The 25513-nt window shown below is 71.5% G+C and carries 28 protein-coding genes; 9 read left to right on the forward strand and 19 right to left on the reverse strand.

Going from position 1 to position 25513, the window contains the following annotated elements; genetic code table 11:
* Window positions 1-87 precede the first annotated feature (87 nt).
* The 3 genes from LQ222_RS05725 to LQ222_RS05735 all read right to left on the reverse strand — a co-directional run bounded on the left by LQ222_RS05725 (window position 88) and on the right by LQ222_RS05735 (window position 3346).
* The gene (locus tag LQ222_RS05725; protein WP_230165069.1) at window positions 88-1665 is read right to left on the reverse strand and encodes a hypothetical protein; all 1578 of its coding nucleotides are present in this window, start codon (window positions 1663-1665) and stop codon (window positions 88-90) included.
* An 83-nt stretch (window positions 1666-1748) separates the two neighbouring features.
* Window positions 1749-2600 (reverse strand): GNAT family N-acetyltransferase, encoded by an 852-nt coding sequence (locus LQ222_RS05730; protein ID WP_230165071.1) that lies wholly within the window; start codon window positions 2598-2600, stop codon window positions 1749-1751.
* Complete coding sequence (locus LQ222_RS05735; RefSeq protein WP_230165073.1) at window positions 2597-3346, reverse strand: SDR family NAD(P)-dependent oxidoreductase; 750 nt, start codon at window positions 3344-3346, stop codon at window positions 2597-2599. The genes LQ222_RS05730 and LQ222_RS05735 overlap by 4 nt, the downstream gene beginning before the upstream one ends.
* 210 nt (window positions 3347-3556) lie before the next feature.
* On the opposite strand from LQ222_RS05735, the gene LQ222_RS05740 reads away from it, so the two are divergent.
* A complete protein-coding gene (locus LQ222_RS05740; RefSeq protein ID WP_230165074.1) occupies window positions 3557-3976 on the forward strand; it encodes a PaaI family thioesterase in 420 nt (139 codons plus the stop codon).
* Between the two features lie 4 nt (window positions 3977-3980).
* Here the strand turns inward: LQ222_RS05740 and cysQ are convergent, their stop codons facing one another.
* The gene (cysQ, locus tag LQ222_RS05745) at window positions 3981-4763 is read right to left on the reverse strand and encodes a 3'(2'),5'-bisphosphate nucleotidase CysQ (protein ID WP_230165075.1); all 783 of its coding nucleotides are present in this window, start codon (window positions 4761-4763) and stop codon (window positions 3981-3983) included.
* A 126-nt stretch (window positions 4764-4889) separates the two neighbouring features.
* On the opposite strand from cysQ, the gene cysD reads away from it, so the two are divergent.
* Together cysD and cysN are read left to right on the forward strand one after the other, a co-directional pair.
* Window positions 4890-5813: a sulfate adenylyltransferase subunit CysD gene (gene cysD, locus LQ222_RS05750; protein WP_230165076.1), complete on the forward strand. Its 924-nt coding sequence runs from the start codon at window positions 4890-4892 to the stop codon at window positions 5811-5813.
* A gap of 1 nt (window position 5814) precedes the next feature.
* Window positions 5815-7680 carry a sulfate adenylyltransferase subunit CysN gene (gene cysN / locus LQ222_RS05755; protein ID WP_230165077.1) on the forward strand — a complete coding sequence of 622 codons (1866 nt, stop codon included), beginning with the start codon at window positions 5815-5817 and terminating at the stop codon, window positions 7678-7680.
* 52 nt (window positions 7681-7732) lie between these two features.
* On the opposite strand, the gene LQ222_RS05760 is transcribed toward cysN, so the two are convergent.
* From LQ222_RS05760 to rpsD, 7 genes are all read right to left on the reverse strand, one after another.
* Complete coding sequence (locus LQ222_RS05760; protein ID WP_230165078.1) at window positions 7733-8692, reverse strand: hypothetical protein; 960 nt, start codon at window positions 8690-8692, stop codon at window positions 7733-7735.
* Window positions 8692-9549, reverse strand: coding sequence for a hypothetical protein (locus tag LQ222_RS05765; RefSeq protein WP_230165079.1), 858 nt, complete (start codon window positions 9547-9549; stop codon window positions 8692-8694). Before LQ222_RS05765 ends, LQ222_RS05760 begins: the two co-directional genes overlap by 1 nt.
* Window positions 9542-10840, reverse strand: a complete 1299-nt coding sequence (locus LQ222_RS05770; protein ID WP_230165080.1) for an FAD-binding oxidoreductase — start codon at window positions 10838-10840, stop codon at window positions 9542-9544. The genes LQ222_RS05765 and LQ222_RS05770 overlap by 8 nt, the downstream gene beginning before the upstream one ends.
* Window positions 10837-11727, reverse strand: a complete 891-nt coding sequence (locus tag LQ222_RS05775; RefSeq protein WP_230165081.1) for a DMT family transporter — start codon at window positions 11725-11727, stop codon at window positions 10837-10839. The genes LQ222_RS05770 and LQ222_RS05775 overlap by 4 nt, the downstream gene beginning before the upstream one ends.
* 93 nt (window positions 11728-11820) lie before the next feature.
* Window positions 11821-12342, reverse strand: coding sequence for a cysteine dioxygenase family protein (locus tag LQ222_RS05780; RefSeq protein WP_230165083.1), 522 nt, complete (start codon window positions 12340-12342; stop codon window positions 11821-11823).
* Window positions 12343-12585: 243 nt separating this feature from the next.
* A complete protein-coding gene (locus LQ222_RS05785) occupies window positions 12586-13383 on the reverse strand; it encodes a class I SAM-dependent methyltransferase (protein WP_230165084.1) in 798 nt (265 codons plus the stop codon).
* A gap of 64 nt (window positions 13384-13447) precedes the next feature.
* A complete protein-coding gene (gene rpsD, locus LQ222_RS05790; protein WP_230165085.1) occupies window positions 13448-14065 on the reverse strand; it encodes a 30S ribosomal protein S4 in 618 nt (205 codons plus the stop codon).
* Window positions 14066-14230: 165 nt separating this feature from the next.
* Here rpsD and LQ222_RS05795 point away from each other — a divergent pair, with 165 nt between their 5' ends.
* Window positions 14231-14476, forward strand: coding sequence for a hypothetical protein (locus LQ222_RS05795; RefSeq protein ID WP_230165086.1), 246 nt, complete (start codon window positions 14231-14233; stop codon window positions 14474-14476).
* Here LQ222_RS05795 and LQ222_RS05800 read toward each other — a convergent pair.
* The 8 genes from LQ222_RS05800 to LQ222_RS05835 form a co-directional block, all read right to left on the reverse strand.
* Complete coding sequence (locus tag LQ222_RS05800; protein ID WP_230165087.1) at window positions 14463-15431, reverse strand: tripartite tricarboxylate transporter substrate binding protein; 969 nt, start codon at window positions 15429-15431, stop codon at window positions 14463-14465. The genes LQ222_RS05795 and LQ222_RS05800 overlap by 14 nt on opposite strands.
* Window positions 15431-16294, reverse strand: coding sequence for an alpha/beta fold hydrolase (locus LQ222_RS05805; protein ID WP_230165088.1), 864 nt, complete (start codon window positions 16292-16294; stop codon window positions 15431-15433). Before LQ222_RS05805 ends, LQ222_RS05800 begins: the two co-directional genes overlap by 1 nt.
* Window positions 16291-17118 (reverse strand): RNA methyltransferase, encoded by an 828-nt coding sequence (locus LQ222_RS05810; protein WP_230165089.1) that lies wholly within the window; start codon window positions 17116-17118, stop codon window positions 16291-16293. The genes LQ222_RS05805 and LQ222_RS05810 overlap by 4 nt, the downstream gene beginning before the upstream one ends.
* Complete coding sequence (locus LQ222_RS05815; protein ID WP_230165090.1) at window positions 17115-17471, reverse strand: DUF305 domain-containing protein; 357 nt, start codon at window positions 17469-17471, stop codon at window positions 17115-17117. The genes LQ222_RS05810 and LQ222_RS05815 overlap by 4 nt, the downstream gene beginning before the upstream one ends.
* A 61-nt stretch (window positions 17472-17532) precedes the next feature.
* A complete protein-coding gene (cysS, locus tag LQ222_RS05820) occupies window positions 17533-18954 on the reverse strand; it encodes a cysteine--tRNA ligase (protein WP_230165091.1) in 1422 nt (473 codons plus the stop codon).
* A 148-nt stretch (window positions 18955-19102) separates the two neighbouring features.
* Entirely contained in the window at window positions 19103-20437 is a 1335-nt protein-coding gene (gene gltX / locus LQ222_RS05825; protein ID WP_230165092.1) for a glutamate--tRNA ligase, read from the reverse strand.
* Window positions 20434-20739, reverse strand: a complete 306-nt coding sequence (locus LQ222_RS05830; protein ID WP_230165093.1) for a hypothetical protein — start codon at window positions 20737-20739, stop codon at window positions 20434-20436. Before LQ222_RS05830 ends, gltX begins: the two co-directional genes overlap by 4 nt.
* Window positions 20736-21068: a hypothetical protein gene (locus LQ222_RS05835; protein WP_230165233.1), complete on the reverse strand. Its 333-nt coding sequence runs from the start codon at window positions 21066-21068 to the stop codon at window positions 20736-20738. Before LQ222_RS05835 ends, LQ222_RS05830 begins: the two co-directional genes overlap by 4 nt.
* A 309-nt stretch (window positions 21069-21377) precedes the next feature.
* Between LQ222_RS05835 and LQ222_RS05840 the strand changes: the two genes are divergently transcribed.
* From LQ222_RS05840 to LQ222_RS05860, 5 genes are all read left to right on the forward strand, one after another.
* On the forward strand, window positions 21378-21626 hold the full coding sequence (locus LQ222_RS05840; RefSeq protein WP_230165094.1) for a hypothetical protein: 249 nt from the start codon (window positions 21378-21380) through the stop codon (window positions 21624-21626).
* A complete protein-coding gene (locus tag LQ222_RS05845) occupies window positions 21626-21823 on the forward strand; it encodes a hypothetical protein (protein WP_230165095.1) in 198 nt (65 codons plus the stop codon). The genes LQ222_RS05840 and LQ222_RS05845 overlap by 1 nt, the downstream gene beginning before the upstream one ends.
* Entirely contained in the window at window positions 21820-22845 is a 1026-nt protein-coding gene (locus LQ222_RS05850) for a hypothetical protein (RefSeq protein ID WP_230165096.1), read from the forward strand. The genes LQ222_RS05845 and LQ222_RS05850 overlap by 4 nt, the downstream gene beginning before the upstream one ends.
* A 223-nt stretch (window positions 22846-23068) precedes the next feature.
* Complete coding sequence (locus tag LQ222_RS05855) at window positions 23069-23407, forward strand: hypothetical protein (RefSeq protein ID WP_230165097.1); 339 nt, start codon at window positions 23069-23071, stop codon at window positions 23405-23407.
* A 153-nt stretch (window positions 23408-23560) separates the two neighbouring features.
* Complete coding sequence (locus LQ222_RS05860) at window positions 23561-24991, forward strand: virulence-associated E family protein (RefSeq protein ID WP_230165099.1); 1431 nt, start codon at window positions 23561-23563, stop codon at window positions 24989-24991.
* Window positions 24992-25513: the final 522 nt, after the last annotated feature.

The following is a 25513-nucleotide window of genomic DNA, read 5'->3' on the forward strand; positions in this document are numbered from 1 at the left end:
GACAATCCTTCGCGCGCGCTGCATCGCCGCCGGGTTCGCGCAAGCATCGCAACCCGGTCCGATGCTCCCACGGTGCCGGCATCGCCCCTAGCGTCGCCCGGCGGGCGCGACCACAAGTTCGAAGACGCCCGGCCCCGCGCCGAGCACGCCGGCGCGGACAAAGACATCGCCCTTGCGTGCCGCATCGACGACCAGACGGGAGGCGAGGCCCGAACCGCCGTCATCATCCTCGGCCAGCACGCGGCCCGATTCGTCGAGGATCTCGAGGATCGTGTCGGTGCCGTCCCGCAGCGCCTGCGTGTAGACCGTGAGCGCGCCCGGCGGCAGCCGGAAGAAGGCGGATTGGCCGCGGCGCAGGCGGATCGCCACCGGTGCGCCCGTATCGATCGCACGCCCGGCCGCCGCGGCCGACAGAGAAGTCGGGAAATCCGCCGGCCCCTGCAGATCGGCCTCGACCAGCAATTCGAACTCGCCGCCGGCATCGCCGAGCATCCCGGCGCGCACGAACAACGGCCGCGGCTCCGTCCCCGCCACTTCGAGGCGCGAGGCAAGGCCGCCGCCGCCGTCGTCATCCTCGGACATCACGTTGCCGTCGGCATCGAGCAGCGCGAGCACGGTATCGGCGCCGCGGCGCAGCGCGCGCGTGATCACCGCGATGTCGCCCTCCGGCAGGCGATAGACGGCGGATTGCCCGCGGCGCAGTCGCAACGGCATGGCCTGGCCGACCACCAGGGCCGGGGCGGCGGTCGCCTCGCGCAGACTGGCCGGGAAGGGCGGCGCGGGCGGCGAGGTGTCCGGCATCACGACCAGTTCGAATGCGCCGGCGGTGCCCAGCACGCGCGCACGGACATAAAGCGGCCGGCGCTGGCCGCCCGGCACCTCGATGCGCGACGAAAGCTGTTCGTCGCCGCCGTCATCATCCTCGGACAGGTCGCGGCCATTGGCGTCGAGCAGCGCCAGGGTGGTGTCGGTGCCGGCCGACAGGTTGCGCGTCAGCACCACCAGGTCCTGGCCGCCCGCGGGCAGGCGGAAATAGGCCTCGTCGCGGCCGCGCAGGCGGATGGTGACCGCCTGTCCGATGGCCAGCGGATGCTGGGTCGCGGCCTCGGTCAGGCTGCGCGGCGCGCCGGTGGGATCGGCGGAGGGTGCGGCGCGCAGCACCAGTTCGAACTGTCCGCCGGCCTGTTCCAGCACGCCCACGCGCAGGAACAGCGGCCCGCCCTGGTCGGCGGCGACGTCGATGCGGGAGGCGAGGCTTTCCTCGCCGCCGTCGTCGTCCTCGCTCAGCAGCCGGCCCTGGCGGTCCAGCAGCGCCATCACCGTGTCCGTGCCGCGCGCCAGGCTGCGGGTCAGCGCCTCCAGGTCGGCACCCTCGGGCAGGCGGAAGAAGGCGGATTGGCCCCGCGCGAGGTCGAGCTTCACGACGGCGCCGACCGACAGCGCCGGGGCGGCCGAGGCCTCCGCAAGGTCGAGCGGCACCGCGATCCCGCCGGGAATGCCCCAGCCCTGGACCTGCAGCAGCAGCGACGGCAGCGCCCGCCCGCCCTCCGGCGCGATGTTGGCGCGCTGCGCGGTGGCGCCGCCGGCGCCCATCGCCACGGCCAGCACCACGGGAATCGCCAGCCGCGATCGGCTTCCGGCACGCGGGCCATGGCGCTGCGTCATTCGTTCCGCTCCGTTCCGATGCGATGAGCCGCAGCGCTAGACCCTGCCGGTCGTAACGGTCAATCGCGAAGCCGCTTCAGTCGTCAGCCGAGCTCGAAACTGCTGATGCCGTAGATGGACGCGATCGGCAGGGCGGGTGCCGGGCCGGCATACATGCGGGCGGTCTCGAAGGCCGGCGCCATGCCGGCATCGGTGGCCATGGCGATCGCATCGGCATTGGGTTCGGGCAGGTCGAGAAACACAGGGCCGGGCGGCGCGGAAGCCAGCAGCGCCGCGAAGATCGCGCGCGCGGTGGCGCCGTCCTCGGCGAACAGGGGGCCGATCTTCGACCCCTCGCGGCACGGGCGCAGGACGCCGTAGCCCTGCACCGCGCCGGCAGCGGCGGTGGCAATGCGCGCGACATGCCCCGGCGCGGCCAGCCAGGCGCGCAGGAAGCCGTCGCGCGGTGCCGGGAAGCAGCGGCGGTCGAAGGCGGCGAGCGCCTCGAACGGGACCTCGGCCGCGGGGCGGATCGGCGGCGCGCCGCCCCCCTGTGGCGCGCGCGGTGCGGCCGCGCCATAGCGGATGTTCCGGTGCAGCAGCACGAAGCCCGACGTCCGGTAGTTCGCCTGCTGCGCCACCACGCCATCGAGACCGACGATGCCCGGCGCCAGGCGCGCCATCGCCGCCTGCCACAAGGCCAGGCCATGGCCCTGCCCGCGATGCTCCGGCCGCACGATGTAGAAGCCGAGGAACCCGAAGCCCTCCCCGTAGCGCACGGCGGAGACGCACCCGACCGGATCGCCGCTGACTTCGGCGACCAGGAAGCCGGCCGGGTCGGCGGCGAAGAAGCAGTCGGCGTCGGCCAGGCCCGGGTTCCAGCCCTCCGCCGCCGCCCAGTCGAGGGCGAGGCGGAGATCTTCCCGGCGCATGGTGCGGATGGTGGCGGTGCTCAATGCATCACATCCCCGCCATTGGGGGACAGGCAGGCGCCGACGTAGAAATCGCCGCCCGGGCCGGCCAGCAGCAGGGCGGTCTCGGCGATGTCCTCGGGGCGGCCGAGGCGCCCGGCGGGCAGCGCGGCTTCGATCGCGGCGCGCCATTCGGGGCCGCGGGACTGCGTCAGCGCGGTATCGACCGGCCCCGGCGCGATGGAATTCACGCGCACGCCGCGCGGCGCGGCCTCCAGCGACAGGGACCGCGTGAAGGCCAGGATCGCACCCTTGGCCGCGGTATAGGGCGTCAGGTTCGCCGCGCCCTTGAACGCGAGTTGCGAGGACAGCGTGATGATCCGCCCGCGCCCGCGCGCCGCCATGCCGGGATAGACCGCCTGCGCGGCCACCACGGTGTGCATGAAATGGACATCCATGATGCGGCGATAGGTGGCCTCGGGCAGGGTTTCGAAGGGGCCGCGCAGGTTGATGCCCGCATTGGCCACCAGGATGTCGGCCGGCCCCAGCGCGGCCTCGGACGCGGCGATGAAGGCGCGCAGCCTGTCGCTGTCGGCGACGTCGAAGGCGGCCGCGTGGCATCGCCGGCCCAGCGCGGTGACGGCGGCGATCGTCTCGGCGGCGCCCGCATCATCATCGAGGTGACAGAAGGCGACATCGGCCCCGGCGCAGGCGAAGGCGCGCACGATGGCGCCCCCGATGCCGCGGCTGCCGCCGGTGACGATCGCGACCTGTCCCGCCAGAACCGTCATGTCGCTGTCCCCTGTTGCGTGCCGCCTTGTTCGCGCATCGCGGCCGCCCCGGCAACCGGGTGGCGCGGCGGCGCCCGGCGGGGGCGTGGCGCGGCGGCGCCCGGGGGGGGCGTGGCGCGGCGGCGCCCGGGGGCGCCATGGCGCTGCCCCGCTTGGCGCGATCACGCCGCGTCGGGCAGCATTCGTGGCGAACAACACGGATCGCCCTGCATGGACGCCGCCAGCCCCTCAGCCATCCAGGCCATCGTGCATCGCGGCGTGCCGCTGGCCGCCGCCTGGGGGATCGAGGTGCTCGCCGCCGCCGGCGGCACCGCCACCTGCCGCCTGCCCTGGCAGGACGCGCTGCTGCGGCCGGGCGGTACGGTCTCCGGCCCGGCGCTGATGGGCCTGGCGGATGTCGCGATGTGGGCGGCGCTGCTTGGCCTGACGGATGGGCGGGACGAGAGCCTGACCACCAGCCTCAACATCCACTTCCTGCGCCGCCTGCCGCCCGGCGCGGTGATCGCGGAAGCGCGCGTGCTCAAGCGCGGCCGCATCATCGTGGGCGAGGTGCTGATGCGCGGCGAGGCATCGGCCGAGATCGCCGCGCATGTCACCACCAGCTGGGCCGCGGTGACGCCGCGCGCCTGACGGATCAGCCCTGCCGCCCCCAGGCGACGAAGCCGCCATTGCGCCAGGCCGCGCCTGCCTTGCCATAGCGGAAGGGCGTGCCGTCAGGGCAGACCACGCGGCCGCCGGCGGCCTCCAGCACCGCCTGGCCGGCCGCGGTGTCCCATTCCATGGTCGGGCCGAAGCGGGGGTACACATCGGCCTCGCCTTCCGCGACCAGGCAGAATTTCAGCGACGAGCCGACCGAGCGCAGGCCGGCGATCGGCAGCCCCGCGAGGAAGCTCTCGGTCTCGGCATCGCGATGCGACCGGCTGGCGACGGCCACCAGGCCCGGGGGCGCCGGCGCGCGCACCAGGATCGGGCGCTGGGGCGCGCCATCCGGACCGCTGGCGGCCGCTCCCGCGCCCTGCACGCCCACCCACATGCGCCCGAGCGCCGGCGCCAGCACGACGCCCGCAACCGGCGCGCCGGCGTCGATCAGCGCGATGTTGACCGTGAACTCGCCGTTGCCGGAGATGAACTCCCGGGTGCCGTCCAGCGGATCGACCAGGATGAAGGGCCCGTCGGGCGCGGTCCCGGCGCGCGCCGCGTCTTCCTCGGACACCACGGGCAGGTCGGGGCAGGCGGCGGCCAGCCCGGCCAGGATGGCATCATGCGCGGCAAGGTCCGCCTGGGTCAGCGGGCTGCCGTCGGCCTTCGCCTGCACGCCGGCGGCGCCGTAGAAAGCCATGATCCGCGCCCCGGCATCCTGCGCGATGGCCGCGAAGGCGGCGGCCAGGCGGCTGCGCGTGGGCGTGTCGGTGATCATCGGCGCGGCTCCGGCATGGTGCAGTGCGGGAACTTGCGCGGAGCGTGGCGCCATGGGAAGAGCCGCGCGCCGCGACGCTGCGGCGGACGGCCCTGGGCCGGCAGGAATCGGGAGCCCGAGGGGTCCGTGTCCATCACCACACGCAAGGCCGCGCTGACGCCGCATCTGGCACGGCTCGAGGCAGAATCGATCGGCATCATCCGCGAGGTCGCGGCATCCTTCCGCAAGCCTGTCATGCTCTACAGCATCGGCAAGGATTCCGGGGTGATGCTGCATTTGGCGCTGAAGGCCTTCGCGCCCGGCAAGCCCCCCTTCCCGCTGCTGCATGTCGATACGCTGTGGAAGTTCCGCGAAATGATCGCCTTCCGCGACATGATGGCCAAGCGGGTCGGCATGGAGCTGCTGGTCCATACCAATCCGGACGGCGTCGCGCGCGCCATCAACCCGATCGCCTCGGGCTCGGCGCTGCACACGCAGGTGATGAAGACCGAGGCGCTGAAGCAGGCGCTCGACCTGCACGGCTTCGACGCGGCCTTCGGCGGGGCGCGGCGGGACGAGGAGAAGTCGCGCGCCAAGGAACGCATCTTCTCCTTCCGCGGCCCCGGCCATTCCTGGGACCCACGGGCGCAGCGCCCGGAGCTGTGGTCGCTGTTCAACACCCGCATCCGCGACGGCGAGAGCATCCGCGTGTTTCCGCTGTCCAATTGGACCGAATACGACGTGTGGGACTACATCCTGGCCGAAGACCTGCCGATGGTGCCGCTGTACTTCGCCAAGCCACGGCCGGTGGTGCAGCGCGCGGGCACCTGGATCATGGTCGATGACGACCGCCTGCCGCTGGAACCGGGCGAGACGCCGCAGATGCGGATGGTCCGGTTCCGCACGCTGGGCTGCTACCCGCTCTCCGGCGCGGTCGAGAGCGAGGCCGCGACGCTGCCCGACATCATCCGCGAGATGCGCGCCGCCAAGACCTCCGAACGCCAGGGCCGGCTGATCGATTCCGACGAGGAAGCCTCGATGGAGAAGAAGAAGCGCGAGGGCTATTTCTGACATGACTCAGCACCGCGCGCCGGAGAACCGCGAGCTTCTCCGCTTCCTCACCTGCGGTTCGGTCGATGACGGCAAGTCCACGCTGATCGGCCGCCTGCTGTTCGACAGCCAGCTGATCTTCGAGGACACGCTGGCCGCCATCACGCGTGACAGCCGCAAGCACGGCACGACCGGCGAGGATATCGACCTGGCACTTCTGGTCGACGGACTGGAGGCCGAGCGCCAGCAGGGCATCACCATCGATGTGGCGTACCGCTTCTTCCAGACACCGCGGCGCGCCTTCATCGTGGCCGATACGCCGGGTCACGAGCAGTACACGCGCAACATGGCGACCGGCGCCTCGGGTGCGTCGCTGGCGGTCATCCTGATCGATGCACGCAAGGGCGTGCTGACCCAGACACGGCGGCATTCCTACATCTGCTCGCTGCTCGGCATCCGCGACATCGTGGTGGCGGTGAACAAGATCGACCTGGTGAAGTTCGACCAGGACACCTTCGACCGGATCGTCGGTGACTACGTGACCTTCGCCTCGGAGCTCGGCTTCCGGTCGATCGTGCCGGTGCCGATCAGCGCGCGCTTCGGGGACAACGTGACGGCGCGGTCGGGCAACATGCCCTGGTACCATGGCCCGACGTTGATCGAGCACCTGGAGCAGGTCGATGTCGCGCAGGATCTCGGCGCGAAGCCGTTCCGCTTTCCCGTGCAATGGGTGAACCGGCCGAACCTCGATTTCCGCGGCTTCGCTGGCACCATCGCGTCCGGACGCGTGGCGCCGGGGGACCAGGTGGTGGTCGCGGCCTCGGGCAAGGCGTCGCGCATCGCGCGCATCGTCACCGCCGATGGCGACCTGCCCGCCGCCGAGGCCGGCCAGGCGGTGACCATCACGCTCGAGGACGAGGTCGATGTCGCGCGCGGGGACATCCTGGTGCGCCCGGCCGAACGCCCGCCTGTGGCGGACCAGTTCGCCGGCCACCTGCTGTGGATGGATGAGGAAGCGATGCTGCCCGGGCGCGGCTACCTCATGCGCATCGGCAATATCTGGACGCCGTGCTCGATCACCTCGATCCGGCACCGCGTGGATGTGAACACGCTGGAGGAACATGCCGCGCGCCGGCTGTCGCTGAACGAGATCGGCTTCTGCAACTTCTCCGCCGGCCAGCCGATCCCGCTCGATGCCTATGCCGACAACCGCGCGACCGGCGCCTTCATCCTGGTGGACCGCTTCACCAACCGCACCGCCGGCGCGGGCATGGTGGCCTTCCCGCTGCGCCGCGCATCCAACATCCACCACGAGCACTTCACCGTGGACAAGGCGGCGCGCGCCGCGCTGGTGGGCAACAGGCCCATGGTGCTGTGGTTCACCGGCCTGTCGGGGTCGGGCAAGTCCACCATCGCGAACATCGTCGAGCAGGCGCTGCACAAGGCCGGGCGCGCGACCTATTCGCTCGATGGCGACAATGTCCGCCACGGGCTGTGCCGCGACCTCGGCTTCACCGCCGCCGACCGTGTCGAGAACATCCGCCGCGTCGGCGAGGTGGCGAAGCTGTTCGTCGATGCCGGCATGATCGTGCTGTGTTCCTTCATCTCGCCCTTCCAGGCGGAGCGGCGGATGGTGCGCGACCTGCTCGGCCCGGGCGAGTTCACCGAGGTCTTCGTGGACACGCCGATCGAGGCCTGCATCGCGCGCGACCCCAAGGGCCTCTATGCCAAGGCGCAGGCCGGGCAGATCCAGAACTTCACCGGCATCTCGAGCCCCTACGAACCGCCCGAGAACCCGGAGCTGCATGTCCTGACCGCCGGCCGGACGCCGGAGGAATGCGCCGCCGAGGTGCTCGACCGCCTGCGCGGCGCGGGGATCGCCTGCTGACGCGACCGGCGCCGCCGCCGGACGCACCAGCGCGCGCCCTCACGCCCCGGCGTCAGGCCCAGGCGAAGGGCAGCGCGGCGTCGTAGGCGAAGGCGTCCGCGCCATCCGACAGCGCCGCCGCCAGCGCGGCCTCCGCCCCGCGCGCCAGCCGCGCCAGGTCGCAACGCCATGCGGCGAGCAACGCGGCGTCGGGCGAGGCGCCCGCCATCGCATCATCCAGCCACCGGCCGAAGGCCTCGGGCAGCGTCGCCAGCAGCCGCGCGACCAGCAGCCCGTCGCGCGGCGACAGCGTGGTGGGCAGCGCGATCCGGCCGGCCGGGTCGATCCGCGCCGCCACCGCCGCGCCGCCCGGCGCGCCGAGTTCGAGGTCGATCCCGCCCGCCGCGGCGCGCAACGTCAGCACCAGCTGCGGCTGCGCGGTCGGCCCGAGCCGCGCGGCATCGAGCCGCAATTCGAGCACCCGCGCCTCGCCCTCGGACCGGAAGGCGATGCGCGGCTTGCCGGTGGCGATCGGCAGGCGTTCGAACAGGAAGCGCCGGCCGATGATCAGCGCCAGCGCCTCCCCGGCCGGCAGCGGACCGCCGGCTGCGCCCGTCAGCGTCAGGGTGGACAGCCGGAAGCCCACCGCGCGCATCCGCCCCCCGGGCACCGGCAATTGCGCCAGGCGCTCGGCGTGGAACCAGAATTCGGCGCGGGTCTCGCCCGCCATGGCCGCCGCGTCCCAGGCGAAGTCGAGTACGCCGAGCAGCCCCTGCCGGCGCGACGTGACCGCGAGGCGATGGCCATTGAGGAACACCGCGACCTCGGGCACGGCCTCACCCTGGAGCACCAGCAGCCGCGCCTCGCCCCGCCCGGCGCCGGACGGCGCGGCCATGCGCAGGACCGAGAAGCGCCCCGGGCCGCTCCAGCGATAGCCGATCGATTCCTTCATCTCCGGCTCGTGCCAGCCGCTGCCGTCCACGGCGAACAGCAGGTCGTGGACGTATTGCCGCCGCCAGGCCCCGGCCTCCATCAGCGCATCTCCAGACGCCAGGCGTCGCGTTCGGCCATGCGCACCACCTCGATGCCGAAACGCGTGCCGGAAATCACCATCAGGTCGTCGATCGGATAGCCGGACTCGCCCTCGGGCGCGACGGCCAGAAGTAGGTCGGCCATGGCCTCGGCCACCGGCCCGGGCGCCAGGCGCGACAGCGCGTCGCGGCGCGGCGCCAGATGCCGCATCAGCACGCCGAGCGCATGCCGCCAGCCCGGCCGGTCCCAGGCCTGCGCATGCGACAGATGGCGGATGCCTTCGCACTGCACCGCCATCACGGGCAGGCCCTGCAGCATCGCATCCAGCACGATCCAATAATCCCACCACGGCACGCCGAAGGCGAAGCCGGACAGGTCGAGCCGCACGGCCATGTCGCGCGGCATCATCACCAGGTCGTAGCCGTAGCGGTAGACCGTGCCTTCCCCCTGGTGGCCATGCAGCACGTCGGTGCGGTTGCAGGCGACCATGCCCTGCGCGGCGCGCTCGACCAGCGCGGCGCGGGCGCCGCCGTCCAGCGACAGCAGGATGTCGGCATTCACCAGCCCCACCACGGGCGCGCCGGTCGCGACCGCGCAGGCCAGGGCATCGGCGATCCAGGCGCCGGGCCGGCCATAGGTCTCGGCGACACCGGGCTGCGCCGTCACGGCCTCGATCCCGGCCGGCAACTCGCCGAGCCGGTCGCACTCGGCCGCCGGGTTCACCGTCATCACCCGCCAGCCGGAGGACGGCCAGGATGCCGCGCAGGCGGCGCGCCAGGCGGGCCCTGCCTCGACGCCGCCCGGGCCTGGGCGGCGCATCGCCGGCGGGATGGAGGTGGCGAGCGCGGCCTCAGTCACGCGCATCGGCCCGCCGCAGCTTCGCGACGTTCCAGGCGATGCCGAGCGCGCGGAAGGCGTGGCCGGGAATGGTGCGCAGGCGCGTCTCGACCGGCGCCGCGATGTCGCTGAGCGGCGTGCCGTTGCTCGCCTTCGCCAATTCCCGCCCGAGGATGGTCGCGAGCGCCACGCCGCGCCCGTTGCAGCCCGTCCAGGACAGCACGCCCGGCGCCAGTTCATACACATGCGGCAGCTTGTCCGCGGTGCCGGCGACGTAGCCATGCCAGATGTAGTCGAAGCGGACCTCGCCGATCTGGGGAAAGACCCGGCGCACGCGCTCGGTGATGCGGGCGCGGATGCGGTCCTCCCAGCCGAAGGGCACGATCAGCCCGCCGCCGGTCACCAGGCGGCCATTGGCGTCGAAGCGGTAGAAATACAGGTCGCCCTGCGTGTCGGACAGCGCATGGCCTTCGGGCAGGATCGACTTGCGGATGTTGTCCGACAGCACCGATGTCGCCATCTGATAGGACCGCACCGGCACGATGGTGCGCTTCAGCGCGGGCCAGAAATCGCCGGTATAGGCATGGGTGGCGATCACCACGCGATCGGCCGTGAGCGTGCCGCGCGGCGTCGTGACCACCCAGCCGCCGGGCGCCTTGTCGATCGCCGTGACGGCGCTGTCGGTGTGCAGGATGGCACCGGCGCGGATCGCCGCGGCGGCCAATCCGCGCGCGAGGCCAAGCGGATTGATCCGCCCCCCCGTCGCATTGCCCCAGCCGCCGAACCAGTGGTCTGTGCCGGTCAGCGCGGCCATCTCGGCGCGCGAATACATCCGGACCGGCGCGCCGCGGCGGCCCCAGGCCTCGGCGCGCTTTTCCGACAGGCGCAGGCGGGATTCGCGGTGCGCCGGCTGGATCCAGCCATTCTGCACCGCCTCGGCCGCGATGGCGTGGCGGCGGATCAGGTCGAAGGTGAAGGCGGCGCTGTCGCGGATCAGGCCGACGAATGCCTCGCCCTTGTCGCGGCCGCCCTGTTCGGGGGCGACGGAAGCGACGATCTCATCCGGGTCGACGCGCGAGAGGGTCGGGATCACCTGGCCGTTGTTGCGGCCCGAGGCGCCCCAGCCGATGTCGTTCGCCTCCAGCAGCGTGACCGGCACGCCGGCCTCGGCCAGGTGCAGCGCGGTGGACAGGCCGGTGAAGCCGCCGCCGACCACGGCGGCGCAGGTGCGCGCATCGCCGACCAGCGGCGTGGTCGCGGGCGGCGGGGGTGCGGTGGCGGCCCACAGGCTCGGGGGCATCGGCGCGCTCATGCGCCCTTCCTTCCGGTGAACAGCACGGCCGCCAGCATCCCGCCGACCGCGCAGCAGGCGCCCAGCACCTGCAGCAGGGACACCGCCTCGCCCAGCATGAGGGCCGCCAGCAGCAGCGCGATCACCGGCACCATGACGCCGAGCGTGGCCGCCCGCGTCGGCCCGAGCAGCTCAACCGCGCGCGCATACAGGAACATCGCCAGCGCACCGAGCACGAGGCCCTGCATCACCAGGTGGAACAGGATGGACTGCATCGGCAGCGCGACCAGCGCCCCGGCCCGCCAGGGCAGCCAGATCGGGAAGACCACCAGCGCCGAGATGATGGTCACGGCCGCGGTCGCCGGGATGGCCGGCACCTGCCAGCGCCGCAGCAGCAGGGTGAAGACCGCCCAGGTGGCGCCCGCGGCGACCAGCAGGATGTCGCCGCGCCAGGCGCCGGGATGGTTCCCCTGCACGCCGTCCCAGCCGATCATCAGCACGCCGGCGGCCATGACCGTCAGCGCGACCGCGCGGCCGCGGCTGGGCCATTCGTTGATCAGCGGTATGGCCAGGATGGCGCCGGCGACGGGCATGGTCATGGGCGCGATGGTGCCGCCATGGGAGGCCGGCGCATAGACCAGCGCGACCAGGAACAGCATGAGGTTGGGCGCGCCGCCGAACAGCGCCAGCAGGCACAGCCGCCGCAGGCCCAGGCGGCGCAGCACGTCCCGCGCGCGCCAGGCCAGCGGCGCGAGCAGCACCGCCGCCGGCACGTAGCGGAAGGCCGCCAGGTCAAGCGGATGGAACCCCTGCCCCGCCAGGGCGGGACGCGCAACGACGGCATGCCCGCCCCAGATGAGCGCGGAGAAGATGCCAAGGGCGAGGCCAAGCAACAGCCGGGGGTTCATCACCGCCACCCTGCCCTGTTGCAGCGCAGCGTGAAACGGGGGAAGGGCGCGGGGCAGGCATGTGGCGCCGCGCCGCCGCGCCGCCGGTGCGATTCAAGCCGCGAAGACGCGGTTCAGGTCGGTGCAGAAGCGGCCATAGGGCAGGCCATAGGCGTGGATCGAGACCGCCGTCTCGGTGCCGAGGTTGGCCAGCCGGTGGATGGCATCGGGGCGCGCCGGGCCATGCGAGGTATCGCCGGGCCGCCGCAGCGCCGCGCCGGTCTGGACGGGGCATTCGGGGTCGTCGCCGGGCGTGTAGAAGGTCTCGGTCAGCCGGCCGCGATGCACGCCGACGGCGCACCAGGCCTTGTGGGCGTGGATCGGCGACATCTGGCCCGGCCGCCAGACCAGGGCGGCGACCGCCCAGCCCTGCGCGGCATCCTCGTGCAGCAGGTGGCGGATGTAGGTTTCGGCGCGGCAGGGACAGTCGCGGCCGAGCAGCAGCAGCGGGTCCGCGGCATGGGCGCCGAGCGCGTCGGCCACGGCGGCCGCGGGGTCGGCAGGGGTGCCGCGCAAGGCGGCGGCGATGCTGGCGACCATGGCATCGAGCGAACTGCGCGCGGCGATGACGTTCATGGAGGATCCTGACGACCATGCGGGAGCCGGGGCGAACCGCCACGCGACGCCGGATCGTAACATTGGAGATGAATTCACTTCAAGGGTCACGTTTCTTGAAATCCGTTACCCCAGGATGCCTTGGCCGGAGCACTGCATTCTGGGCAAGGATGATCGCCGGTGCGGCGGGGGCGCATCCCCGCAGCGGCGCCGTGGCGGTGAGTCGCGAAGGCAGGCAGGCCGCGGCGCGGCGCGGCGATGCGATCAGCCGAGCGGCAGCAGCCGCTTCGGGTCCGCATCCGCGAAGGCCAGCACCAGCGGGGTGGAGCCGGCAAAGGCGGCCCGGCGTGCGATGCTGGCGGGGAAGCAGAAGGTCAGGGCCTCGTCGTAGCGCGCCACATCGTCGCGGCGCGCCAGCATCATCTTGGCCCCGCCGGCCATGAAGTCGGCGTGGCGATCGATGATCGCGAAGACCTGGAAGTCCGGCCGCTGTTCGAGGAAGGCGGCGACCGCCAGGGTGATGTCGGGGTACCAGGGGTGCAGCACGTCATCCACCACGATGACACCGCCCGGCGCCAGGCAGCAGCCGGCGAGCATCAGGTCATGCGCGGCGCCGGTGCGGCTGTGCTCCCCATCGACATGGACCAGCCGTGCCGGGGCGCCCAGCAGTTGCGCCCAGTGCAGCGGGTCGAGCAGCGCGGAGGATCCGCGGTGCAGCCGCAGGCGCGAGGCCGGCAGGCCACGGCCGTGCCAGTTCGCCCGCACCGAGGCCTCGAAATCCTCGCCGCCGAGGGCGAAGAGGTCGACGCCGAGCACGGTTTCGTCCTCGCGTGTCGCGAGGCCGAAGCCGACCAGCGTCTTGCCGTGGAAGGTGCCGATCTCGGCGATGGGGCCGCGGATGCCGTCCCGGCGCTGCAGTTCGAGCAGCGTCAGGATGGCCAGCGCGCTGCCCGGGGTGAGGTAGCCGCGGACCTGCCGCATCCCCATGGCGAAGTAGTCGATCGCCGCCTTGAGCGGATGGGTCGCGGGGACCCCTCCGGTCGGTGCGGCCGGGTCGCTCACGCGCGGCGACCTCTCTCCGTGGGTCCGGCGGACCAGCAGGCGAGAGGTGCCGCGCGCTGGCGCATCAGCGGCTGTAGAACTCGACGACCAGGTTCGGTTCCATCTGGACCGGGTAGGGCACGTCCGACAGCTTCGGCGCGCGCAGGAACTTGCCGCGCATCGCGCGGTTGTCGATCTCGAGGTACTCCGGCACGTCGCGCTCACTGGACTGCACGGCGTCGAGCACGGCGGCGAGCTGCTTCGACTTCTCCTTCACCTCGATCTGGTCGCCGTCCTTGACCAGGTAGGAGGGGATGTTCACGCGCTTGCCGTTCACCAGGACATGGCCGTGGTTGACGAACTGGCGCGCGGCGAAGGGGGTGACCGCCAGCTTCATGCGGTAGATCACTGCGTCGAGGCGGCGCTCCAGCAGCTCGATCAGGTTCTCCGAGGTGTCGCCCTTCCGGCGCACCGCTTCGTCGTAGTACTTGCGGAACTGCTTCTCGCCGATGTTGCCGTAGTAGCCCTTGAGCTTCTGCTTCGCCATCAGCTGGATGCCGAAGTCGGTCGGCTTGTTCTTGCGGCGCTGGCCGTGCTGGCCGGGGCCGTATTCGCGCTTGGCGAGCGGCGACTTGGCGCGACCCCAGAGGTTCACGCCCAGGCGGCGATTGATCTTGTACTTGGATTCGGCGCGCTTGGTCATGCGCTGCATCCCGCCGCGTTGCGCGGACGGGCCTTCTGTGTTGTGCCCGGTATGGGCTGTTGTCCCGGTAGTCCTTGGCCCCGGAAGGGCCTTGGCGGGCGCGGACCCCAGGGGTCCGTCCACATTCCCGGAAGGAGGCGGGGTGATAGGGGCAGCCGCCCGGGCTTGTCAAACCGCGCGGCCGCGCCCTACTCCCGCGCCATGGTGACGCGCGAAGAGATCCTGGTGCTGGGCCTGACGGCCGGCGTGGTGGGCTCGCTGGTGGGCGGGCTGATGCTCGGCATCGGGCTGGGGCTGGTGGTGAACAACGTCCATGCCGGCTGGCTGCTGGTGCTGCCGGCGGCACCCGCGGCGGGTGGACTCGGGCTGCTTCTGGCACGCAAGCTGGCGCGCAAGCTCAATCAGGGGTGATCCCGGCGCGACGGATCAGGTCGCGCTTCACCGCCATGTCGCGCGCGATCATCGCCGCGAAGTCCTCGGGCGTGGAGGCATGCACCGTGTAGCCGTTCGGTGCGAGGTGCCGGTCGCGCACGGCGGGCTGCGCCATGGCGGCGGCGATGTCGTCGCGGATCCGCCGGATGGTGGGCGCGGGCGTGCCAGCCGGCGCCAGCACCCCAAACCAGGTGCGCGGGTCGATCTGATCGAGCCCCGCCTCCGCCAGCGTCGGCACCTCGGGCAGTTGCGGCAGGCGCGTGGGCCGGCCGACGGCCAGGGCGCGGATCGTCCCGGCCTCGATGTGCTGGCGCGCGGAAGCGACACCGGCCAGCGTCATCTGTACCTCGTTCGCAAGTGTGGCGACCAGCGCGGGCGTGAGGCCGCGATAGGGCACATGGGTCAGCGTGATGCCCTCCCGCGCCGCCAGCGCGCCGAACAGCAGATGCGGCTGGCTGGCGGTACCGTAGGAGCCGAAGTTCAGGCTGCCGGGCGTTGCCCGCGCGGCAGCCACCAGCCCGGCCATGTCACGCGCGGGCACCGACGGATGCACCAGCACCATCTGGTGCACATCGACCAGCCAGGTGACGGGGGCCAGGTCGCGCACCGGGTCATGCGGCAGGGCGCGGATCAGGTTCGGATTGCCGGTGATGGAATTATCGGCGGTCAGCAGCAGCGTGTGGCCGTCGGGCGCGGCCTTCGCGACGGCATCGGTGCCGGGAACGGTGGCGCCGCCGGGGCGGTTCTCGACCACCACGGGCTGTCCCCAGGCGCGCGATAGCTGCTCGGCCAGCGCGCGGCCCAGCGCATCGAGCCCGCCGCCAGGCGGGAACGGCACCACGATACGCACCGGGCGCGCCGGGAAGGCGGGCTGCGCGCGCGCCAGCGTGGGCAACAGAAGGGCGGCGGCGAGCGCACGGCGCGAAAGCTTCATCAGATCAGCCCCAGGAACTGGCGCAGCAGCCGCAGCGTGAGGGCCGGCGCCTCAAGTTCCGGAAGGTGGCCGATCCCGGCCGGATGTTCCAGACGGCTGCCGGCGATCGCCGCGGCGACGGCCGCACCGACCTCGGGCGGGTTCACGCGGTCCTCGGTGCCGGTGACCACCAGCGTGGGCGCGGCGATGCGCGGGGCGAAATCGGCGACCACATCCGCGATGTCGGTCGCGCGCGCCGCGGGCATCAGGCCCCGCGCATCGGTGGCGGCCACCATGCCCTGCACCAGCCCGGCCACCAGTTGGCCGGTGCCTGGCGCGACCAGCGCCTGCCAGCGGCCGCGCCCGAGCGCCACGCCGCCCTGTGCGATCGAGCTGGCGCGCATCGCGAGCATGCGCGCGCGCTCCGCATCCCCCTTCCAGCGCTGCCCGCGCGAGGTGCCGAGCAACACCAGCCTGGCGACGCGTCCCGGATGCTCCGCCGCCAGCGCCGCGCCGACCAGCGAACCGAAGGAGGAGCCGACCACATGCACCGGCGCCTCGATGCCGAGCGCATCGAGCAGCGCGACGGCGGCGGCGGCGTAGTCCTCGGCGCGCGGGGCATCGGCGGCGAAGGGGTCGGACATCAGGTAGCCCGGCGCGTTCCAGGCGATCACGCGCGCGCCGGGGGCGAGGCCCGCCAGCACATAGCGCCACCCCATGCTGTTGGCGCCGATGCCGTGCAGGCAGAGCACGACGGGTCCCTGGCCCGCCTCCATATAGGACAGGCGCGGGCCGGCCAGGCCGCCGCCGGGGGCATCGACGGCGACGAAGCGCAGGTCGGGCAGCGGCGTCAGCGGCGTGCCATCCGGATGGGTTGTGGTCATGCCGGGTCGCTCCAGGGCGGCGGCGCGTCGTGCGTGTCGGGCCGGCCGCGGCGCATGCGCCCGCGCGACAGCTCCGTCACCACCCCGTGCAGCGTGCGCAGTTCCTGTTCGGTGACTTCACCGCGCTGGAACCAGTGGCGCAGGTTGCGGACCATGCCGGGGCGTTTCTCGATGTTGTCGAGGAAGCCGGTGGCGTCGAGTTCCGCGACCAGGCGATTGAGGAAGATCTCCAGCTCGCCCTTGGTGGCGATGTGGGTTTCGTTCGTCATCAGCACGCGCGGCGGCGTGGACTCGGCCGCGGTCCACCATTCATAGGCCAGGATCATCACGGCCTGGGCCAGGTTCAGCGACATGTGCTCGGGGTTGAGCGGGTAGCGCACGAGCGTGTCGGCGCAGGCCATGTCCTCGTTCTCGAGGCCGGCGCGTTCGGGGCCGAACAGGATGGCGGAGCGCAGGCCGCGGGCGGTGATGTCGCGCAGGTCCTCGGCCGCGGCGCGGGCAGTGCGCACCGGCACCACCACATGGCGCGGCCGCGGGCAGGTGGCCAGCACGCGGTGGCAGTCGGCAACCGCGGCCGGCACGCTGTCGAACACCGTGGCGGCGTCCAGGATGGCATCGGCGCCGGAGGCCGACGGGTAGGCATCGGGCTGCGGCCAGCCGTCACGCGGGGCCACGATGCGCAGGTGGAAAAGTCCGCCATTGGCCATGGCGCGCGCAGTGCTGCCGATGTTGCGCGCCATCTGCGGGCGCACCAGGACGACGATCGGCGTCTCGCCCGCGGGCGGTGTCAGCGCCGCGCGGCCATCCTTGCGCCCGCCGGTCATCGTGGCGCGGTGCGCGCGAGGAAGGCGCGCAGTTGGGTGATCTCGGCTTCCTGGGCGCGGATGATGGCCTGCGCCAGGGCGCGCATCTCGGGATCGGAACCATGGCGCAGCACGACATTCGCCATGTCGATCGCACCCTGGTGGTGCGGGATCATGCCGGCGGCGAAGTCGCGGTCCGCGTTGCCGCTGTAGCGGATGGCCATGTCGCGATGCATGCGGTCGTTGGCGGCGCGAAATTCGCGCGTCGCGGCGGAGTCCTGCGCGGCGGGCGCGCCGTGGCCCTGGTGGCCCTGCTGGGCGGCGGCAGGCAGCGCGAACAGGGCGGCGGCGAGGGCGATGGCGATGCGGTTCATGGGCGTGTCTCCCGGCGGGTTGTGACCGCCGGGGAGGCTGGGGTTTCCCATCGTCGGAAGGTCAAGCGCGACGCCAGGTGGTGCCCCCGGCGCCGTCCTCCAGGATGATGCCGCGCGCCTTGAGGTCGTCGCGGATGCGGTCCGCAGCCGCGAAGTCGCGCGCCTTGCGGGCGGCGAGGCGCGCGGCGATGGCGGCTTCGACCTCGGCGCCGTCATTGCCGCCCTGCAGCCAGGCGGCGGGATCGCCGATGGCGACGCCGAGGATGCCGGCGGCCTCGCGGAAGGCTGCGGCGGCCACGCCCGGCGCGGGCGGCGCAGCGAGCCCGGCGCGCTCCATCGCGACCGCCGGGGAACCGCCGACCGTGACCGCGTTCTCCAGCGTGCGAAGGTCACGCAGGCGCATCAGCGCGAGCGGCGTGTTGAGGTCATCCAGCAGCGGCGCGATGGCCCATTCGGCCAGCGACGCCGCCGCGCTGCCGCCCGGTGCGGCCGGCGCGCGCGACAGCATGGCGTAGTGGTCGTCCAGTTCCGCCTTCGCCTCCCGCAGGCCTTCCAGCGTGAAGTCGAGCGACTGGCGATAATGCGTGCGCAGCAGCAGCAGCCGGAACGCCTCGCCGGCCCAGGGGCCCTCGGCCAGGATGTCCCGCAGGGTGCGGAAATTGCCGAGCGACTTCGACATCTTCTCGCCATCCACCAGCAGCATGCCGTTGTGCAGCCAGTAGTTCGCGAAGCCATGGCCGGGGAAGGCGCAGACCGATTGCGCGACCTCGTTCTCATGGTGCGGGAAAAGCAGGTCGTGGCCGCCGCCATGGATGTCGAAGTCTTCGCCCAGATGCTTCCAGGCCATGGCGGAGCACTCGATGTGCCAGCCAGGCCGTCCGCGGCCCCAGGGGCTGTCCCAGCCGGGGGTCTCGGCATCGGAGGGCTTCCACAGCACGAAGTCGCCGGCATCTCGCTTGTAGGTCGCGACATCGACGCGCGCGCCGGCGAGCAGTTCATCCGGGCTGCGGCCGGACAGCTTGCCGTAGTCGGGGAAGGAGGCGACGGCGAACAGCACATGGCCGTCCGCCGCATAGGCGTGGCCGTTGGCGATGAGGCGTTCGATCAGCGCGATCATCTCGGCGATATGGCCGGTGGCGCGCGGTTCGACGTCCGGTGGCAGGGCGCCGATGGCTTCCATGTCGGCGTGGAAATCGGCGGTGGTGCGGGCGGTGATGGCGGCGATCGGCTCGCCCGATTCCCGGGCGCGCGCGTTGATCTTGTCGTCCACGTCGGTGATGTTCCGCACGTAGCTGACGCGCGGGAAGATCCGCCGCAGCAGCCGCGCCAGCACGTCGAACACCACGACCGGGCGCGCGTTTCCAAGGTGGGCGAGGTCGTAGACCGTCGGGCCGCAGACATACATCCGCACATGGGTCGGGTCGATCGGCACGAAGCGGCGCTTTTCGCGCGCGGCGCTGTCGTGGAGGAAGATGTCTGTCATGGCGGTCCGTCAGCGGCGATAGGTCGGGGGCGTGGCGCAGGCGCGCGGGGAAGGACCTTCCCCGCAAGGGCGGTTCAGCGACAGAGCGCGGACGCGAGGAGCCTGGACGCGGACATGGATTGCTTTGTGCGCCGAACGGGCGCGCGGTTCAAGCGCCCGATGACAAACGCAGGCGCAGCGCCGCGCGGTCGCGCCCGATCAGCGGCAGCAGGGTGGCCAGGTCCGGGCCGTGTTCCTCGCCGGTCAGGGCCAGGCGCAGCGGCAGGAACAGCCCCTTGCCCTTGCGCCCGGTGCTGGCCTTGAGCGCGCCGGTCCAGCCGCCCCAGGTGGTGCCATCCCAGGGTTCGGGCGGCAGGGCAGCGAGCGCGGCGGCGAGGAAATCCCCCTCCCCGTCCTGCACCGGCGGCACGATGCTGCCGCGCACGATGTCGAACCAGGGCCGCGCCTCGCGCAGCAGATCGAGGTTGCCGCGGATGGCCAGCCACCAGGCCTCGTCCGCGCCCTCGGGCAGGCGGTCGCGCATGCCGTCGAACGGCGCCTCGTGCAGCACGCGGCGGTTCAGCGCCAGCATCTGGCGCGTGTCGAAGCGCGCGGTGGCGTGGGAGACGCGGGTGATGTCCCATTGCGGCGCGAGGGCCGCCGGCAGGCCCGGCACCGGGTCGGTCGATGTGCCGAGCGCGGCCAGGTATCCGGCCAGCGCGGCCGGCTCGATCCCGTCCTTGCGAAGGTGGCGCAGCGAGATCGACCCCAGGCGCTTGGACAGCGCGCCGCCATCCTGGTCGGTCAGCAGCGGCAGGTGCGCGAAGTTCAGGTGCATCGTGTTGCCGCCGAGCGCGGCATACAGGTCGAGCTGGATGCCGGTATTGGTGACATGGTCCTCGCCGCGGATGACATGCGTGATGGCCATGTCGAGGTCATCGACCACGCTGGTGAAGGTATAGAGCGGCGACCCATCCGCGCGCACCAGCACGGGGTCGGAGATCGCGCTCAGCTTCACGCTGCGCTCGCCCAGCACCAGGTCGTGCCAGGCGACCGTGCGCGGCGCGAGCTTGAAGCGCCAATAGGGCTGCTTGCCGTTGGCGATGGCGCGCTCGATCTGGTCGGGCGTCATGCGGAGCGCCTCGCGGTCGTAGAGCGGCGGCTTGCCCTCACGCCGGCGGCGTTCGCGCTTGTAGGCGAGTTCTTCCTCGGTCTCGAAGCAGGGATACAGGCGGCCGGCGGCCTTCAGGGTTTCGGCGGCGGCGGCGTAGCGGTCGAGCCGGTCCGACTGCGCCACACGCTCATCCCAGTCGAGGCCGAGCCAGCGCAGATCCTCCTCGATCGCCGCGGCGAATTCGGGCTTGGAGCGTTCGAGGTCGGTGTCGTCCAGCCGCAGGATGAACGCCCCGCCATGCCGGCGCGCATGCAGCCAATTGGCGAGGGCCACGCGCGCATTGCCGACATGCAGCAGCCCGGTGGGAGACGGCGCGAAGCGGAGTTTCATCGGTTGGGATCGATCGCCTGGTAGTCGGTGTCGGCACGCCTGGTGGCCGGGGTGGCGATGCAATGCGCCAGCCAGGCCTGCAGGTCGAATCCCGGCGCGATGGCGTATTCGCCGAAGGACAGGAAGGCGTCGCGCAGGGCGTCAGGGGTGGCGTATTCGGCGCGCAGTGCCTCGACCTGGTCGCGCACGAAGCGGCGGGCGTATTCGGCGGCGGCCTCGGCGGTGGCGAAGCCGTCGATGGACCATTCCTCGTCGGGGTCCTGATAGTGGGCGAAGTCGCCGCAGAGCACGCTGTGGCTCACGCCTCGTCCTCGTCGGCGTCGTCGTCCTCGTCGCGGCGGGGGTCGAGCGCGCGCCAGTCGCGGTCCTCGGCATCGCGCACGGGCTGATCGGCAAAGTCCTTCAGTTCCGACCGGCTGACCCAGCCATCATCGCCCGCACCCAGCACCTCGGCGTCCTCGCCAAAGGCGAACCAGGCGTCGAGCACGGCCTTGGCATCCAGGCCCGGGGCGCGGCAGCGTTCGACGGAATCGCGCACGTAGCGGCGGGCGAAGGCGTTGGCGTGCTCGATGTCCTCGAAGCCGGTGACGGTCTCGACCGGGTCGGAGCCGTTCGCCCCCGACATGTCCATGATCTGCACGGCGAGGTCGCCATCGCCGGCCGGCGCATCGCCGCTCACGACACCAGCGCCGTGAAGCCGTTGGTGATGGGATGACACCCGGCCCGGGCCGCGGGCCTCGGGCCAGTCTGACACAGAGACGACACGAGATTACCCCTCGGGGTCGCGGAATGCGCCGCGCCATGCGCGTCGCGCATGGCGGCCATGCGCGGGACGCAGGGACCACTCAGGACCCGAGGGATTGACAAAAGGCCGCAGTGGATGGTAGGATGGTGGGGCCGGGCGGCCCAACCACCACCCGGGGAAAGAGGAGAGACCACCTTGGACACCGCAACGCTCACCGTGCCCCGCACGCAGCCTGACCCGCAGGAGGCCCTGAACACGCTCATGGAGGATAACGACCTCATTCCCATCGAGGCGTTCATGGCCTTGGCCGGCTTGGCGCGCAAGACCTTGAGCAATTCTCCCGGCCGCTACCCTCGGCAGGTGCGCCTCGCGAATTCCTTCTTCATGCGGCGTTCCGAAGTGGACCGCTGGGTCAAGGCGCACATGGCGAAGGGCAAGTCGTGATGGACGTGCACGCCCCCACCCGAGTTCCGGCTTCTCTGCACGCCTTGGCCGTGAACCTCATGGCCCCCGTGCGCGACCTGGGTTCCGAAGCGCAAGTCGCGAGGCTGTCGGACAAGGACGCCGCGGCTATCGCCCTGGCCGTGGCCAACATGGCCAGGGTCCTGGCGCGCATCACGGACCAGGAGCCGGCGTCGTGAGCGCGCGCAAGAAGACCAGCGCCCCCGTCTGCCCGTGGTCGCTCATTCATCCCGCCCTGGCCGGCGCGCGCGCGCTGCAGACCGGCGAGGTGCCGGCCGGGTTCTACTGCTACGCCTACGTCATCGGGACCGTGCCGGTCTATGTGGGCAAAGGCACGGGTCCGCGATGCTGGGCGCACGCCCGGTGGTGTGAGGAAGGCAAGAGCGCTGCCGACTACGGCAACCCCACCTTCATGGCCGCGCTGATTGACGCGGACATTGAGCCGGTCGTGCTTGTCCTGCGAGAGGGTTTCGCGCACGAGGCGGCGTGCGAACTCGAGAAGGCCATCATCAAGGCCATCGGTAAGCGCATCGACGGAACGGGGCCGCTGTTGAACGTGCTGGACGGCGGGGATGGGTTCACACCGGAAGATGCGGCAGCGTTTGGGCGGAAGACCGGGCCGGCGAACGGGCGGAGGTCTGGTCGTCTCACCGTCGAACGCGGCACCGGTATTCACGTCCCTGGCGCGGCATCACAAGCCGGTGTTGCCGGCGGGCGCGCCACGGGCAGGCGCAATGCCGACGCTAAACTGGCAGCATCGGGCAACAGCAACGCGGACCGTGTTCGCGCCCTTCGTCTTTACGCCAACGGGTCCACGGTCGAACAGGCACGGCTGTCATTCACGGGCGAGCCGACCACCCGCCAATCCTTGATTTTGGCCCTCGACGAACTGCTATGGCCCCTTACCTGGGTCGAAGTAACACCCACTGAACGGTCTGCCATCCGCAAGCGCCGGCTGGTCGAGCGCAAGGCACCATTTGACAGCGAAGCGACCTACGACAAATGGCGCGCGGCGTTCGTTGTTACCAAGCGCGAGAAAAATGCGGCCAGGATGGCCCGCGCCCGCGTTGAGGGTCGAACGTGGGGCCAGCGCAACCCCGAGGCCCTGCGTGATATCAAGCGCAGGGGTGAACACAAGCGCTACACTCGCAAGCGCGCCGAGCGCGACGCGCAGCACGCCGCCGAGGGTCAGCAGCCGTGACCTGGGCCACCGACAACCCTCAAGACTTCCACACCCGCGCGCGCTGCGAGGTCTGCATGTTCTTTGCAGATGTCAGCCACGTCAACGACCGTGGTGAGTGTAGGCGCTCGCCCCCCGTAACCTACGTGGTCGAGGCCGTTGCGGAAGATGCATTCCCCACAGTTGGTCCCAGACAGCGCTGCGGTGAATTCTACCCATCACCCGAAGACTGGGACGGCGGGTCGTGACCGAAGTCGAGTTCCAGGCCGCGGCGTTACGCGCCTACGCGGCCGGTGGGCAGGTCAAACTCATAAGCCTGGCTATTCCCGGACGCCCCATTAGCAGCCGTGCCGCACGGTTGGTCCTGGATGGCGCTCTGTGGAGGCCGGCCTGGGCGTTGCTGACCGACGCCGAGCGCGAAGCCATCATGGCAAGGCGCGCAGCCGCCCGCGGCCTCACGCTAGATGACTACTCCGAGTGGCTCGCGCGGTGGCGGGGTCGCCTGCGCGCGAAGGGCGTCATCATGAGCAAGAACAGGAGGGCGCGCATCAAAGCAGAGCAAGCAGCATCCCAACACGCTTGAGGCCGCAGAGGTTACCCCCTGCGGCCTTCTATTCACGCAACCGGTTGGGCGCCAACCCCACCAGCAAGGAAACTACCGATGACAGACGATAGCAGGCCCGACGACGACGGGCAAGAGCCGAGCGAGAAGGTCACGCCCGGGAAGCCGCCCCGAATGAGCAAGGCCAAGGCGCTAGCGGCGCGCGACAACGAGTTGCGCACGAACAAGGAAGGCAACGCCATCCCCTGCGCACACAACGACAACATCATGGTCGCGCTCAAGATAAACGCGCGCTACCGCTACAACGAACACACCAACACCATCGAGTTGCTGGGCCTCAAGGGCAAGATTGGCACGCTCGACATCGGCGCAGCCTGGGCGTCGGTCAGGGACGGCATCGTTGCCACCATCGTGGGCGCGGTGTCCACGCTGTTCAACTACACCATCACGGTGGAGAAGGTTTGGCGCGCGATGGCGCAGGCGGCCGAGGCAAACAAGTTCGACCCGGTCAAGGAGTGGCTACGCTCGCTGCCACCGTGGGACGGCGAGGACCGCATTCCAGGGCTGCTCACGGCCCTAAAGGTCGAGCGCACGCCCCTAGACGAAGCCATGGCGCGGGCGTGGTTCTGCGGTCTGGCCGCACGGGCCTTCAAGCCGGGCACCAAGTTTGACGGGGTCATCATTCTGGTCGGGCGCGAGGGCGGGGGTAAGTCCACCTTCTTCGCGTCGCTCGTGCCCTACAAGGAGTGGTTCACGGACAGCATGAGCGTGAAGCAGTTGGAGAACCCCAAAGAGGCCGGCATGTGCGGCGCGGGCTGTCTGGTCGTGGAACTGGCCGAACTATCGGGCATGCGCATAGCGGAGGCTGAGGCTCTCAAGTCCGCCATCACCCGCACGTCCGACAAGTTCCGGTTTCCGTGGGGACGCACCTTCATGGACGTGCCCCGCTACTGGGTCCTTGCCGGCACCACCAACAGTGAAGAATACCTTCGCGACACGGGCGGCAACAGGCGGTTTTGGGGTCTCAAGACCGCGTCGCACACCACGAACCTGATCGACATTCCGTGGGTGGTCGAAAACCGCGACCAGTTGTGGGCGCAGTCCCTGCACCGCTACCAGGAACTTGGTCACGAGGCCCTGGTCCTGCCCACCGAGTTGGTCACGGCGCAGCAGGAGCGCGCCGCGGACGCCGTGGTCACGACAGCCTGGGATGACCAAGTGGCGGAGTGGCTGGGGTTCCTCGACGCGCTTGAATGCAAGGACGGGTCGGGTCCTGTCGGTCACGATGCCTGGATTTCGAACGGCAAACTGCTCGAGTTCCTCAAGATCGAGCGGGGCCAGGGCTTTCCGGATAACGAGGTGTTCCGGGTGAAGGCCGCGCTGTCACGGGCCGGGTTCAAGCCCCTGCGCCCCACGTCCGTTACCAAGGAGGTGCAGGCTTTCACGGGGGCCGAGAAGCCTCGCGTTCTGGTCCGGGGCGACGCGCGCACGGCCCGGCTGCTCGACCTCCAAAACATTCCGGTGGGGGGTAATTCGGGCACGGACCCGAACGGCAAGGCGACGGTCAGCACCCTTCACGGAATGCGCCTCCGGAAAGGCGAGTGAGGGGCTTGTGGAGGGGGCGGAGCGCGGGGGCTGTTATCCCGGAGCGGGGGGGCGGAGCGGGGCCTGTTAGACCGGAGCGGGGGGGGCCGGGGCGGCGGCCACGGTTCCCCCACGACACCAGCGCCGGGGGTGCACGTCCCCCGGCCGCTCCGATCCCGCTCCGGCCCCGCTCCACCATAACCGGCTGGCCAGAGGCGGCCACGGAGGCCGGCCCTCCGACCGCTCCGACCACTCCGACCTCTCTCTCTCAGAGGGGGGGAGAGAAGAACGAGAGGGCGGTCCGCGTCGCCCCCGGGGGACGATCGGGCGCGCGAGGGCGGAGCGTCGGAGCGGTCGGGCCGTGCGCGCAGCCTCTTCCAGCCGTGCAGCGCCTCCTCTATACCGTGCGCGCAGCCTCTTCCAACCGTGCAGCGCGCTGGCCTGGGTGCGTGCGGCGGCCCGGGACCCTGCCGTCGCCGGCCTCCTGGGGGTCTCCCGCGGCGCGCGGCGCCCGCCCGCCCCCTCGCCGCCCGGCGACCGGAA

This window comes from Roseomonas sp. CECT 9278 (genome assembly GCF_918698155.1).
In the GTDB taxonomy this organism is placed as follows: Bacteria; Pseudomonadota; Alphaproteobacteria; order Acetobacterales; family Acetobacteraceae; genus Neoroseomonas.